At 61.6% G+C, this 13,127-nt stretch carries 16 protein-coding genes; 10 read left to right on the top strand and 6 right to left on the bottom strand.

The genetic code is table 11. The features are described 5' to 3' along the window. Positions 1-170: 170 nt before the first annotated feature. Entirely contained in the window at positions 171-425 is a 255-nt protein-coding gene (locus NGM68_RS16935; protein ID WP_252699399.1) for a hypothetical protein, read from the bottom strand. A gap of 210 nt (positions 426-635) precedes the next feature. Between NGM68_RS16935 and NGM68_RS16930 the strand changes: the two genes are divergently transcribed. Both NGM68_RS16930 and NGM68_RS16925 read left to right on the top strand, forming a co-directional pair. Beyond that, a complete protein-coding gene (locus NGM68_RS16930) occupies positions 636-1,853 on the top strand; it encodes a hypothetical protein (protein ID WP_252699398.1) in 1,218 nt (405 codons plus the stop codon). A 93-nt stretch (positions 1,854-1,946) separates the two neighbouring features. Continuing rightward, positions 1,947-2,348: a MoaD/ThiS family protein gene (locus NGM68_RS16925; RefSeq protein WP_252699397.1), complete on the top strand. Its 402-nt coding sequence runs from the start codon at positions 1,947-1,949 to the stop codon at positions 2,346-2,348. Positions 2,349-2,351: 3 nt separating this feature from the next. On the opposite strand, the gene NGM68_RS16920 is transcribed toward NGM68_RS16925, so the two are convergent. Next, entirely contained in the window at positions 2,352-2,675 is a 324-nt protein-coding gene (locus NGM68_RS16920) for a winged helix-turn-helix domain-containing protein (RefSeq protein ID WP_252699396.1), read from the bottom strand. Positions 2,676-2,813: 138 nt separating this feature from the next. Here NGM68_RS16920 and NGM68_RS16915 point away from each other — a divergent pair, with 138 nt between their 5' ends. After that, the gene (locus tag NGM68_RS16915) at positions 2,814-3,041 is read left to right on the top strand and encodes a DUF2249 domain-containing protein (protein ID WP_252699395.1); all 228 of its coding nucleotides are present in this window, start codon (positions 2,814-2,816) and stop codon (positions 3,039-3,041) included. Positions 3,042-3,152: 111 nt separating this feature from the next. Further along, positions 3,153-3,470 carry a CGCGG family putative rSAM-modified RiPP protein gene (locus NGM68_RS16910; RefSeq protein ID WP_252699394.1) on the top strand — a complete coding sequence of 106 codons (318 nt, stop codon included), beginning with the start codon at positions 3,153-3,155 and terminating at the stop codon, positions 3,468-3,470. Between the two features lie 73 nt (positions 3,471-3,543). Here the strand turns inward: NGM68_RS16910 and NGM68_RS16905 are convergent, their stop codons facing one another. Next, entirely contained in the window at positions 3,544-3,699 is a 156-nt protein-coding gene (locus NGM68_RS16905; RefSeq protein WP_252699393.1) for a rubrerythrin-like domain-containing protein, read from the bottom strand. 347 nt (positions 3,700-4,046) lie between these two features. Here NGM68_RS16905 and NGM68_RS16900 point away from each other — a divergent pair, with 347 nt between their 5' ends. The 4 genes from NGM68_RS16900 to NGM68_RS16885 all read left to right on the top strand — a co-directional run bounded on the left by NGM68_RS16900 (position 4,047) and on the right by NGM68_RS16885 (position 7,483). After that, on the top strand, positions 4,047-4,406 hold the full coding sequence (locus tag NGM68_RS16900; protein WP_252699392.1) for a rhodanese-like domain-containing protein: 360 nt from the start codon (positions 4,047-4,049) through the stop codon (positions 4,404-4,406). Between the two features lie 184 nt (positions 4,407-4,590). Further along, the gene (locus NGM68_RS16895; protein WP_252699391.1) at positions 4,591-5,247 is read left to right on the top strand and encodes a metal-dependent hydrolase; all 657 of its coding nucleotides are present in this window, start codon (positions 4,591-4,593) and stop codon (positions 5,245-5,247) included. Positions 5,248-5,421: 174 nt separating this feature from the next. Further along, positions 5,422-6,294 carry a DMT family transporter gene (locus tag NGM68_RS16890; RefSeq protein WP_252699390.1) on the top strand — a complete coding sequence of 291 codons (873 nt, stop codon included), beginning with the start codon at positions 5,422-5,424 and terminating at the stop codon, positions 6,292-6,294. Positions 6,295-6,454: 160 nt separating this feature from the next. Continuing rightward, on the top strand, positions 6,455-7,483 hold the full coding sequence (locus NGM68_RS16885) for an LLM class flavin-dependent oxidoreductase (RefSeq protein WP_252699389.1): 1,029 nt from the start codon (positions 6,455-6,457) through the stop codon (positions 7,481-7,483). 128 nt (positions 7,484-7,611) lie between these two features. Here NGM68_RS16885 and NGM68_RS16880 read toward each other — a convergent pair whose 3' ends face one another. Together NGM68_RS16880 and NGM68_RS16875 are read right to left on the bottom strand one after the other, a co-directional pair. Beyond that, a complete protein-coding gene (locus NGM68_RS16880) occupies positions 7,612-8,988 on the bottom strand; it encodes a hypothetical protein (protein WP_252699388.1) in 1,377 nt (458 codons plus the stop codon). Between the two features lie 72 nt (positions 8,989-9,060). Beyond that, positions 9,061-9,657 carry a DUF7998 family protein gene (locus NGM68_RS16875; protein WP_252699387.1) on the bottom strand — a complete coding sequence of 199 codons (597 nt, stop codon included), beginning with the start codon at positions 9,655-9,657 and terminating at the stop codon, positions 9,061-9,063. 147 nt (positions 9,658-9,804) lie between these two features. On the opposite strand from NGM68_RS16875, the gene NGM68_RS16870 reads away from it, so the two are divergent. Together NGM68_RS16870 and NGM68_RS16865 are read left to right on the top strand one after the other, a co-directional pair. After that, positions 9,805-10,149, top strand: coding sequence for a cupin domain-containing protein (locus NGM68_RS16870; RefSeq protein ID WP_252699386.1), 345 nt, complete (start codon positions 9,805-9,807; stop codon positions 10,147-10,149). Positions 10,150-10,333: 184 nt separating this feature from the next. After that, positions 10,334-11,818: an outer membrane protein assembly factor BamB family protein gene (locus NGM68_RS16865; protein WP_252699385.1), complete on the top strand. Its 1,485-nt coding sequence runs from the start codon at positions 10,334-10,336 to the stop codon at positions 11,816-11,818. Positions 11,819-12,001: 183 nt separating this feature from the next. On the opposite strand, the gene NGM68_RS16860 is transcribed toward NGM68_RS16865, so the two are convergent. Beyond that, on the bottom strand, positions 12,002-13,099 hold the full coding sequence (locus tag NGM68_RS16860) for an Mrp/NBP35 family ATP-binding protein (RefSeq protein ID WP_252699384.1): 1,098 nt from the start codon (positions 13,097-13,099) through the stop codon (positions 12,002-12,004). Positions 13,100-13,127 lie beyond the last annotated feature (28 nt).

Below are 13,127 nucleotides of genomic sequence, written 5' to 3'. Positions count from 1 at the left end.
GAGTAGAGACTCTGAGATCAGGAGTATATGTGAAGCACCATTCAGACAACAAGTAATCCCACCACAGCAATCAGGTCGAGGTGGGCTTACTGGTGTTGCAACAGTTACGCTCTATCATCGATTATCTGACAGTCTCTGACAAGTACTGAAGCAAAACGACGGACTGGCGGCTATTTCCGCTCTGTCAGCACCCGACCAGCCGCTGGTGTCAGTTGTTCGACGATGGTCGCTGCCAACCGTTCGACTGTCGCTCGCTGGGCGTCAGAGAGCGACGAATCCTGCTCGAGCCGCTGACACGCCGTCGTGACCTGTTGACGCTCGATGTCGCTGGCAACTGCTTCCCATCGCTCGGGATCGGTCACCTCGCTCGAGGACTCTGCGGTGGCCCGTCCGTCCCTCGAGGATATTGCCTGATCGTCGGCCATTGAGAAGGCCATGTCCGACCACGGTACAGACGCTACCGGCGAACATGTTCTGGGGAAGGTGTGTCGGGTTGCCACCCAAGAATCGTATATGAGTCGAACTCCTGGCCGACGACGCCTGAACCGAGACGCGAGACGACGACGATCCACTCGATCCCCTGACCGACGAACGATCACGTGTATTGACGGTTCTTGCCCCTCAACGAGAACGTAATGACAACAGCAACGATCTCCCGCTGGACGCGTCGATTCGTCGCCAGCGGCGTTATCTGGTTCGTATGCTGGCAACTCGCAGCCGTCGCCGGGGCACCCCGACGCGTGGGCGTCGTCCTCGGCCTCTTCGGATTCGTCTTTCACATCGTCTTCGGCAAGGGATACAGCTTGATCCCGTCGTACTTCGAGACGCAGTTGGCGTTCCCGCGCGCGCCAGCCGTCCAACTGCCGTTCACGGTCGTCGGAACGGCGGCGCTGGCCCTGAGCGCGGCGGGAGTCGATCCGATCTCGAGTTCGATTGCCGGATCCACGATCACCCTCGGTTCGATCGGAGCCGTCCTCTGGCTCGCCGGCTGTCTCGTGTTCGTCGGATCGATCGGCTGGACGATCCGTAACAATCCAATCGGCCGCGAGACCGGCACGAGCGACGTCAACGAGGATCGACGGCGGGTCGACCGCCTCGCGAACGCGGCCGTCCCCCTCGTCGCCGTCTACCTGCTTGCCGGGGCAATCGTCACAGCCGCTCACGAACTGGGTCACGAACTGCCGTTCGTCCCCTCGAGTGAGCCAGCAACGACGCACCTGCTCGCAGTCGGCGCGGCAACGCTCTTACTCTTTGCAATCGGCTTTCGCGTCCTTCCGCGGTTTCTGGTCGTTCGCCCGCGACTGTGGCTCGTCTCGGTCGTACTCCCCGCGGGTGCCGTCGCGCCCGCCCTGCTCGTCGTCGACTTCCTCGGAACTGGCCTGTTCCATCTCGGGGCGTTCCTCCAGGCTCTGGCAATCACCGGGTTCGCCGTCGCGTACGTCGACATGTTCCACCGAAGCGATAAACGTCGCGTGGGCTTCTACGGCGTCTACGGCGGCGTCATCTGTGGCGTCCTCGCCGTCGCTCTCGGCCTGACATTCGCGTTCGACGTTTTGTCCGTCCCCGGCAATCCGTTCGACGCACACTATCGGCTCGCCCTCCTCGGCTTTCTCGGACTGAGCATTGTTGGCGTCACCTACCAGTTTTACCCACCAGCTATCGCCTCGAGTTCCTGGATCGACGATCGAACCGCCGCGATATCGATGGGGCTGCTCGGCGTGGGTGTGCTCGTCGAAGCGAGCGGGCTGATCGGCCAGTCCAGTGCGATCGAGCGGCTCGGCTCGGCGCTCGTTCTCGTCGGCGCGCTCGTCTACGCCGCAATTCTCTTCACCGTGTTTCTCGAGCGTCGCTGATCCACGCGCTCGACACCAGCATCTCTCGTCACGGAACGTCGCCCGAATACGTTCGGGAGGGGCTGTTTGTTGCTGGCTGCCGTCTCTTCGGTTATGGGAACACGGGCGAGCGCGAGCGAGGATCCACAATCGCCACTGACGACCGTCGAGGTGGTCTGTACGGGTCACGTGCGGACGGCCGTCGGGGATCATCGCTTCGAGTACACGTTCGAGGGAACGACTCTCAGGGAGTTCCTCGAGGCATTTTTCGAAGAGTACGACGTCGAGGAGTTACTGATCGCCGAGACGGAAGCGGAGTCGACCGCACACGGATGGGCCCCGGCTCCCGACGAGCTACCTGGCACCTGGCGAAAGAACCCCGAGGGTGATCAGACCCGGGCGTACGCCCGGATCTTCGTCAACGGCCGGTTCAACGAACACTACGACGGGTTCGAGACGCGCCTCGAGGAGGGCGACCGGGTCGCGTTGATGAATCCGTTTTTCTTCTGTTGTTAGCTGTTACTTACCCAGCCCGATAGGGCAGGCGAGCCGACCATCGTCGTCGAGTGAGAGGGTGAGCTCATCGAACGTGATCCGGTACTCGGTCGTATGTGTGTGGTTGGGAGTGAGCGTAACCCGTTTTTCGACCAGGCCGCTCTCGGTCAACAGGTCGAGTTTGCGATACACGGTCGACGTCGAGAGATCACACCGATCGTCGAGATCCTGGGCCGTCAGGGGCTCGAGGAGCTCGGACAGGAGTGTTCGACAGGCGGGATCGCTCAATGCGGTGAGTACCCGGTCGACGTCCGCTTCTGGGTATGCCATCGGTGATTCAGCAGCCATAGTATCGACGTATTCGAAGGGTCGCGGCCCAGATTCCAGTAGTTCGTCGCGAATATATTCGGACTCGTACGCTGACGGAGCCGGTGGCGAAGATGATCGTCGGAATATATACTCGTGACGTTCACGTAGCGAGCGACGATGGCAAACGACGAAGCAGACCGCGTCCTCGACGCTCGAGAGATCGACGGCGAACCGTTCAGCGACATCATGGCCGAACTCGATGCGCTCGAGACCGGCGAAACCTTTCTGTTAGTGAATAGCTTCGAACCGGAACCGCTGTACACCGTCCTCGAACAGCGCGGGTTCACCTACGACACGACCGAGGTCGACGCGAGCGAGTGGGAGATCCGAATCGAACACGCCTGAGAACGAGACCCAACGGCGATAGTATGGCGAGAGCAGCGGTCTCGCATCTTGAGAATACGCCCGAACCGATTCGGGAAGGATCCCTTCCTCTCCGAGCGCTAATCCACAGGTATGACGAGCACACCCGAATCCGATAGCGACGTGGCACCGATTACCGACCGCCTCCACGATACCTCGTGGTCGGCGAACCTCGAGCACCCACACCACGCCGAGGATCGGAGTCTCCTCGAGCGACAGGCGCTCGAGGCGATCGAACACACTTCCCCAGGCAATCACGTCAACCTGGTTACCCACGGGGAACACGGCCATCCGTCGACGTATCTATACGAGACGCTTCAGGACACGGCCGAGGAGATCGATCTCGAGTGGGAGTACGTCGAGCAGTGTGGCTGTGGCGGCCACGTCACTCGGGTGTACGTACGGGATTGAGTATCGATAGGGGAGTGGCGGTAATTTCAGAGCCGTGGACACGTAATCGCAGTGTCTCGCTCGTCGACGTGGCTCACTCGAGTGACTTCGCCCGATTCTGGAAATCACCGCCACACTTCGAGCATTCGCCAGGGTGTGTTTGGGCGGTTACTACCAGTCCACACTGCAAACACTCGTATTCCGAACTGATCTCTGAGGTATCCCCTTCGATGTCTTGATCGTGTGGCATACTGTGTGTTACCGTGGCGAGCCGCAAGTATCAACCGATACATGACAATTGTTTTGCTAATTTCTGCCTATTAGTGGGTCGAAGCGTTCCGATGCTGGCGATTCCGGACGACCGTCGCTCGAACAATCGTGGAGCGATCGCTGTACAGACATGTGCGTAAATGAGAGTGGCAGAAGGGCGCTTTGGTAACTACACTAACTACAGAAATAATAGTACCGGAACCAATGCACATTATCCCTCTGGCATATATAATTCATACTACCAGGATTCCGTCGATTAGCGTCTCGAGACGAATCAGGCCGGGCTCAAACACTGTAGCTTTGTGTCCAGAATACAATATAGATCTAATGAACACCATTCGTCCGGACGAGCTGGACGACCGCCTCGAGTCCGGTGAGCAATTGTTCGTCCTCGATATTCGACCACGGCGATTGCACCGGGCAAATGCGATCGCTGGCAGTTACAACCTCCCTGTCTACGACGAGTTGAGGAAAGGTGACAAAGCCGCGTTCCGCGACCGGCTCGAGGAGATACCGACCGATCGAGACGTGGTTGTCGTCTGCAAAATGGGCGTCGTCGCCAGACGAGCGACCGGAATTCTCGAGACCGAGGGATACGAGGCGGCCACGCTCGCTGGGGGAATGAGCGGCTGGAGTGGCTACCAGAAGGGGTCGTTGCGTTACAAACTGTGGTCGATGTTCTGGTGAGGACAGGATCGGGTCGATGTTGTGGCGACGTCGGTATCGCGTCGAGGCGATCACTCGAGTGACCCGAATCGGATCGACAGATGACGAGTGTGAGCAGTACATCCACGTGGTCTGGAATATTGCACTGTGTGTACAACTGACTCGCGACACACTCAAGGTGTTTTGTCCCTTCAAGGAGGTCACGATGATGCTTCCAACCCACGCACTCAGTGGGATGGCCCTCGCGTTGCCACTCCTAGCTGTAGCGCCGGAGTTCGCCCCCGTCGCATTCGCTGCAGGGCTTCTCGGTGGCATCCTTCCAGACCTGGATATGTACGCCGGCCACCGGAAGACCCTCCACTTCCCGGTGTACTACAGCGTTCTCGCAGTCGGCGGGGTCATCGCAGCACTCCTCATTCCGACCATGGCCACCGTCGCCGTTGCCGTGTTCCTCCTCGCCGCCGCACTCCACTGCGTCACCGACGTATTCGGAAGCGGCCTCGAGTTGCGCCCGTGGGAGGGAACCTCCGATCGCGCGGTGTACGATCACTACCGAGGTACCTGGATTGCGCCCCGTCGAGTGGTTGGGTACGACGGTTCACCCGGCGATCTGATGGCCTCGATCGTACTCGCAATCCCGCTGCTGTTCGTCATCGAGGGGGTGCTCCAGTGGGTCGTGCTCACAGCACTGGTCGTCGCAACGACCTACACCGTTTTGCGACGAGTGCTCGCCGACCTCGCGACCGTCGCCGTCGGATTCGTACCGACGCCGGTGCGGGCGTACCTGCCGGCGCGGTACCTCGAGGACGTCGACGTAACGGATTCGGGTGGTTCTGGGGTCGACTCCGTATCCGAGTACTGAATCACGATAGCACTGGTAACGAAGTTGTCGCTGTTCGCTCGAGGGCCACCTGTCGCGCTATCACGATTACTCCAGATCACGTCTCAGCAACCGGTTCTGTGACGAGTGCCTGTCGAACTACCGCCAGGCAGCCGACCGAACGACTGATGTGTCACACATTCGTTCGACACCGCAATGGATCCCGGACTCGGGTTTGCGATCACCGCGGCCTTCGTCTGGGGCTTCTACATCTACGTCCTGAAGCGGTCTTTTTCGGGCTACTCCCCGGCGGTGCTCACGGTACTCATCAACGCGTTCGCGATCGCGTGGTACCTGCCGGTGACGCTGACGAGAACGGACGTCTCGAGGCACATTTTCGCCGAGTTCGGCACGTCAGAAGTCGGCGTCCTCGCGCTGACTGTTGTGACGACGGCGGCGGCGTTCGTGTTGTTTCTGTATGCCATCGGCGCCGGCGACGTCTCGTACGTCACTCCGATCAACAAGATCGTCCCGCTGTTCGTCCTCCCCCTCGAGATTCTGCTACTCGGACAGGTGCTGACACCGTTGCAGGTTCTCGGCGTCGTCGTTGCGACGGCCGCAGTGTACGTCGCTAACTACGATCCGGGTGGGTTCTTCAAACCGTTCGCCAAGGCGGCTCACTCGCGACCGGCACAGCTTGCGCTCCTCAGTGCGATGTGTTACGCGGTCAGTGACCTCGGAAAGCGGGTCGCACTGCAAGAACTCGCTATCCCCGAATCGCTGTGGGTGCCGTTGCTCCTGTTCGGCGTCTTGCTCGTCCTCCTCCCGAGCGCGGTACGCAACCCACCAGCGAACGTCCGTCCGGATCTCCCCAAATTCGCGCTCGGCGGTGCTATCGTCGCGGTCGGCGAACACGTCACGACGCTCGCCTTCGTCATCCTTCCGGCGAGCATCGCTTCGCCGGTCATCAACACGCAGGCGATCGTCGCCGTCGTTCTGGGCGGAATCTTGCTCGGCGAGCGCCACTTTCTCATTCGTCTCCTGGCGGCCGTGCTCGCGGTCGTCGGGGTGACGTTGATCGCGCTGTAGCGCTGGGCCAATTGCCGATAGCTGAAAACACAGGCAATCCTCTACGGTAATCAGTTCGATAGACAACAGCGCCGTCTCGTGACCGATTCGCTGGGATCGCCCGCTCGAACCGATCGCCGCTACCGCTTCGTTATTCCGGCTGGCACCCCGATTACCCATCGTGAACCTCTCCATCGTCGACCTCGCACCGGTTCCCGACGTGGGCACTGCCACTGACGCTTACGAGAACACCGTCGAGTTCGCGCGAACGGCCGACCGACTCGGCTACTCGAGGTTCTGGGTAGCGGAACACCACGCGATGGCCGAGTCCGTGGCGAGCACGACCCCGGAAGTATTGCTGGGACACCTGTCCGCGAAGACCACCGACATCCGACTCGGCTCCGGAACGATCCTCCTGAATCACTATCAGCCGTTCAAGGTAGCGGAGACGTTCGCCACGCTCGACGCCCTGGCGCCGGGTCGTATCGATCTCGGCCTCGGACGAGCGACCGGCGTCCCGGCGGCCGATCACGCCCTCGGTACCGAACGACGCCAGCGGAACCCGGACGAACGACACGCCGAGAACATCGAAGAAACGGTAAACCACCTCTTCGGCGGCTTCGACGACGACCATCACTACAGCGAGTTGTCGCTCCCCCGTTCGGGCGACACCGTTCCCGAGATGTGGGTGCTCGGTTCCAGTCCCTCGAGCGCGAAGATGGCCGGCGAACTCGGCCTTCGCTACTGTTTTGCGGCGTTCATCCGTCCGATGTTCGCCGAACGGGCGTTCGAGACCTACCGCGAACACTTCACCCCGTCGGAACACAACGCTGGCCCGGACGAGCCTCGGGGAATGCTGGCGGTGAACGCCGTGTGCGCCGAAACCGATCACGACGCGGCCCGACTTCGAGCGAGTGCCGAGGCGACCTACCAGCGGATGCAACGCGGGATCGTCGGCAAAACGCCCGACGTCGAAACGGCGATCGAGGAACTCGGCGGTGTACCGGATCCAACACCCGATCCACTCCCCGAGGACTCGTGGCCGCGAGCGATTTCGGGGAGCCCGGACACGATACGGTCGCTGCTCGAGCAGTTGACGGCGCGCGTCGACGTCGACGACGTCGTCGTCCAGAACATCATCGCCGATCACGACGACGTCCTCCGGTCACACGAATTACTCGCAGACGCGGTGGGCCTGACCCCGCGCTAGGGCCGGATGTGGATATCGTCTGGCAGGCTGGTCGACCGCGGCCGCCGAACACCGCTCGAGAGAGACGTGACTGAACCGTGGGGTTTTCGGCAAAAAAACCGCGAGGAAGGAAGGGATTCTCGGGTCGATCACCGGACGCCTGATCGAACCGTCCCATTGTCCGCGGCCGCTTCGGACGCCGGTTCCGGCCCGCCGAACAGGATACGTCGGATGGGCTGGTTGCTGTGACGGCGGAGCACGAGCACCATATTCGCGCCGAAGATGGCGACGCCGAGGCTGACGAGGACGCCGCCACCCACCGCAACCGTGGATGGCACCGCGAAGACGTCGCTCGCGATGAGCAAACCGAGTCCGATGGTCAACGCGACGAAGTCGACGGCCGCCAGTCGGTCGTCGTAGAGGTCGTCGATCATCGGCACTGCCTCGAGGCCGAGTCGGTCGCTGTAGCGGTGTACCCAGACGATGAACGGGATGATGTGATAGAGGGTGCCGAGGATGACGAAGCCGATTACGCCGAGGACGAGCAGGGAGAACGCTCCCGGTGGGCCAAAGAGGGTGTTCGGAGCGAGTGGGTCGTGAATCCAGGTCGGGAGGCTCCAGAGCGCCCACGTGGCCATCGCGACCGTCAGTACGACGTACCGACTCAGCATCGGCGTCCACGGTACCTGTGCTGTGTACAGTCGGCGGGCGAGCAACACGCTGAACGCCAGGACTGTCGCCACCACGAGGATGGCGCCGATCTGCGCGAGTACCGCCAGTTCGAAGAGCCGACCAGCCGTCAACGAGACGACACCCACCGGAAAGGCGTACTCCTCGAATCGTTGAATGGAGTGATCGACGCCGTAGAGCGACGACTGTGTGAACATCGTCCCCAGCTGGTACAGCGCACCGAAGATCGTCGTGAGCACGGTGCCGTAGATGGCGAGCGTCGCGTGTCCCATCCGCACCGACTGCTGGCTCACCGGCAGGTCGGCAAAGAGCGGTCGCGTAAACCCGATCGCCAGCGTGACGCCGAGTGCAGTCAGCACGACGAAAAACCCGAGCGCGATCGCGAAGTGGCGCTCGGTGACGTCCCAGGGACGTGCGACAAGGAGCGTCCGACCGACGTTGTAGACGAACAGCCAGAACCCCGCGAGCATGACGACGGCACCGACGGGGAGCAGTCGGTAACTCCCCGCGAGGAATGTAAGGGCGAGCGTCGCCACTCCCGTAACGACGATCCACAGCTGGGCGTTGGCCAGCCGCCTCGAGTGCAACGGGACGCCAGACCAGACGGGGACGAACTGCGTCATCGCACCCATTATCGTGAGACAGATCCACCCCGCGAGCAGCAGGTGGACGTACGCGAGCCACTGATGACCCGGAATGAGGCTGCTATCGATAGCGCTCACCGTTCCGAGCACCACGGCCGCGAGGAGGACGGCGAGACCGACGAGAAAGTGTCTGAGTGGGATCGTCAGCGGCGGACTTCGATCCGCGTCGATCGATCCGGGGAGTGCGCTCATATTCGAGGTACGGTCGCCAGCTATCTCGAGGTGTCTCCGAACATATTCCGATCTCCAAGGGAATCTCGTCGGTCAGAACGGGGCGTCAGCATTTTCGCCGTCATCACGGAAACGGGCCGCGTGTTCGGCGTCCGATCCGCCTTCATTTGCGGGACGGTTCCTGCCCGCGCCGTCGTCGGTCACCGATCCAGTCTCGAGGAAACCCGCCTCGAGTTTCGCGAGGCGTTCGTCGATCGACTGGCTCTGGTGATGCATCGGCGCCAGACGAACGCAAACGAGGTCGTACGCGTGTCGATCCGAGAGGGCGTTCCACGCGCGAAACGAGCCGATGGTGAGCGTGTGTGCCTGGGGACAGAACGGCGTCGTCGGCGTGAACTCGGCGCGGAGAATCGACGGGTCGTCGCGATCGACGGCGTACCGGTAGCCGGCGTTCGGATGTCGCGTATCGAGGTTGAGACGAGCGAGGTTATAGTTGAACGTCATGTCGTACACGTTTCGCTCCTCGAAGAGATCACGCGTTAGCTGGTGAAAGGCGACGTGTTCGTCACCGGCCAAGACGTCCTGTTCCTCGAGGAACGGGCCCGTTTCGGGAACGTTCTCGGGGACGAACTCGTCGTAGTCGTCGAAGAGCGAATCGGCGCCGCGGCGGAACGAGGAGAATCCGACCATATTCGGAGGGACGAGACGCGGGTGGCTATGGCTACTCCCGGACATATTCGGCTGAGCGTGGGGATCTGGTGCAACGACATGGAACGATTATCTTCGCCGAATCAGTTCGGGTAAAGGCCCTTCCGGGATCCGTCCAAATACCGGTGTATGGCATCCTCCGATTCCGACACGACGTATCCTGTCACGCCGACCGAACGCACAGAACTCGACGCCCTCGAGGGGGCTCCCCACGCACGGGTGTTCGAGGGCGACCCGCTGACGATCAGGCTCTCGCTCGAGGCTGGTGAATCCGTTCCGGCCCACCAGCACCCCGAGGAACAGATCGTGTTTCACCTCCTCGAGGGCCGAGTAGACGTCACGCTCGGCGACACGGTTCATGAGGTGACAGCCGGAGAAGTCGTCCGATTCGACGGAAACCAGGACGTCTCTCCGGAGGCGCTCGAGGACAGTACAGCGTTGTTGGTGTTAGCCCCTCGAGCGACCGACGAGTAGGCACTCACGTCGCTACGTGGGTGGATCGACGGTCGAACCGTCCCACGCATTTTGATAGTTTCAGTCTCGGCCACCGATTCTCCTGTTGGTATTCGTACTTGTCCAAACAGATGAAACAGTTTTCCATTACTCAAGTCGGCATAGTTTCCGGATAATAATGAGGTAATTGGGAGAGGAGCACGATATGCCTGACTGGCATCGCCGCAATGTGCTCGCGATGGGTGCAGCGCTTTCGACGACCGGTGTCCTCGCACCGATCGGTGCAACTGCAGCAGATGGAGGGGATGGGAACGGAGACGATAGTTCGAACGGCAATCGGCCGACGGAGGTTGCCTGGCAATACGACGGCCCACACACCATCAGCGCGACCGTAACCGACGACGACCGGGTCTACACCCTCTCGGACGGTCGGGTGTACGGAATCGACGCCGAGGACGGTTCCCTGACGTGGAAAACCGACGATATCGGGGCCGGGCGATCGGTCGCTATCGACGGCGACACGCTGTACGTGGCCGCCGACCCGATACAGGCTCTCGACGTAGCGACGGGCGAAATTCGGTGGCAGAGCGAAATCAGCAGCCTCGAGATGGCGATCGGCCACGGAACGGTCTATATCTCGAGTGACGACACCGTCTACGCGCTCGATGCCGACGACGGGTCGATCCGCTGGGAACGAGAGAGCGTGACAGTGGAAACCGAGGATGGCGAGGAAACGGCCGAAGAGTTGCGGCTTGGTGACGTCGCCGAGGACGCCGTCTACGTGTTCGATTCGTCGTACGCGACCGGTCGCGCCGGGATGTTCGCTGGCCTCGATCCGGCAACGGGTGAGACCCAGGTCACGGTCGACCACGACGAGTCGGTAACCCTCCTCACCGCCGGATCCGGTCACGTCGGCATCTTCCCGGGATACGACGCCACGTATCTCTACGAGATGTCCACCCAGGAGGTGGTCGGGAGCACGTCCATCACGCTCACCCACACCATTACCGATGAGACGTACTTCGCCACCGGGAGAAACGGGAGCCTCTCGACGTGGGACCTCTCCGGTAGTGCGGAACTTGCGTGGACGCTCGAGGCATACCATAGTTTGCCGGAGCTCGTCGAAGACACCGTCATCACAGCCTTTGGGCCCGACTCGGTGAATATGCCCGACGAGGAAGACGACGAGGATCGGGTGATGGCGTTCGATCTCGAGACCGGTGCGGAACTGTGGCGATACGTCTTCGACGAGCGTGAGTGGTTTGGTGCCGAGACGGCCATCGTCGCCGACGAAAACGCCGTCTATGTGAGTCGAAGCGGGGAATTGTGGAAGCTGCACGCAGAGGACGATCGAGAAGACGATGCGGATGACAGCGACGACACCGGGGAAGACGATGCAGACGACAGCGACGACACTGGGGAAGACGATACGGATGACAGCGACGACAGTTGCGAGTGTCCTGCTGACGACGAAACCGACAGTGATGCGGACACGAGCGATCCCGAGGACGAAAACGAGTCTGGAGACGAACATTCCGACACCGAGGGGACTGAGGAATCCGCCGCCACCGAGTCGACGGATGACGCGGACGGGTCGCCAGGATTCACGACCGGCACAGGGCTCATCGGCGGTGCTCTCGGTCTCGAGTGGCTTCGCAGGCAGAAGACCGCGGCGGATCCGGACGAGTAACGAGGGGTGAGAGAGCGGCCACATCCGGTAGCCTGATCACGTTCCCGCTACGTTCTCGCGTTTCACGGTTCGAACCCGCGACGACGCTGCTCGATCAGGACGTTCCTCGCTCGTGTTCGTGTGATCGGCAGGAGCGAACGATGGTTCACAAACGGAAAGGTCGACGAATTCGCTTCTAATCCGTTACTGATCAGCCTCGAGCGGCACGGACTCCGCCGTCTCGACCCCCGTAGCTTCGCCAACTCGTTTCCGGTTGACGGTGCCGATTCGGTCGGCGACCGTCTCCACGAGTTCCTGAATCGCTGGCTGCACCGGGCTCTCCTCGTCTTTGACGAGCGGGATCTCGGCATCATCGGCTCCGAAATCGGGGTGGAGCGGGAGTTTCGCGAGCAACTCGACGTCGTACTCGTCGCTAATGGACGAGCCACCGTCGCGGCCGAACAGGTCGTGTTCGTCGTCACAGCTCGGACACTGGAACGTGGACATGTTTTCGACGATACCCAGAATCGGCGTATCGTGTTCCTGGAACATCCGCAGTCCCTTCTTGGTGTCGTCGACGGCCATCTGCTGGGGCGTCGTGACGATGACCGCGCCGGTGACCGGCATCATCTGGAGGAGGTTCAGGCTGGCGTCGCCGGTTCCCGGCGGGAGGTCGACGATCAGGTAGTCGAGGAGCCCCCACTCGACCTCCTGGAGGAACTGGGTCATGATGTTGTTGACCATCGGCCCCCGGAGGATCGCCGGGTCGTCCTGGTTGCGCGTGAGAAAGCCCATGCTCATCACGCGGACGCCGTCGGAGCGCGGCGGGACGAGTTCGTCGTTCGGCGTGACGCCCGGTTCGTCCTCGATCGGGAGGATCCGTGGTACGTTCGGCCCGTGGATGTCCGAGTCGAGAATACCGACTCGAGCGCCCATCTTTTCGAGTCCGGCGGCGAGGTTCGCGGCGACGGTCGTCTTCCCGACGCCGCCTTTTCCGCTGGTGACGGCGATGACGTTCTTGACTCGCGGGAGGATCTCCTCGTCGAAGCCCTGGGCTTCACCTGCGTGAGCGCGCAGGTCAATCTCGAGATCCTCGTCGAGGTCGGAAATGACCTCACGGATGCGGTTGCCGATGGTCATTTCGGTCGGTGCGTACGGCGAGTTGAACGCCAGCGAGATGCGGACGGTGTCGTCGTCGATCGCGATGTCGTTGATCAGGCCGAGGGAGACGATGTCTTTCTCGAGCGTCGGGTCGACGACGTCAGCGAGGCGGGTTCGGAGTGTGTCTGCAGTGAGTGTCATGGGTGGTGGGTTGGTAAGTGTGGAGGGT

Origin of the sequence: Natronosalvus vescus (assembly GCF_023973145.1) — an archaeon.
GTDB classification, from domain to species: Archaea; Halobacteriota; Halobacteria; order Halobacteriales; family Natrialbaceae; genus Natronosalvus; species Natronosalvus vescus.
Note: the sequence above shows the minus strand (reverse complement) of the source record. Positions and strands in the feature narration are given on the sequence as shown.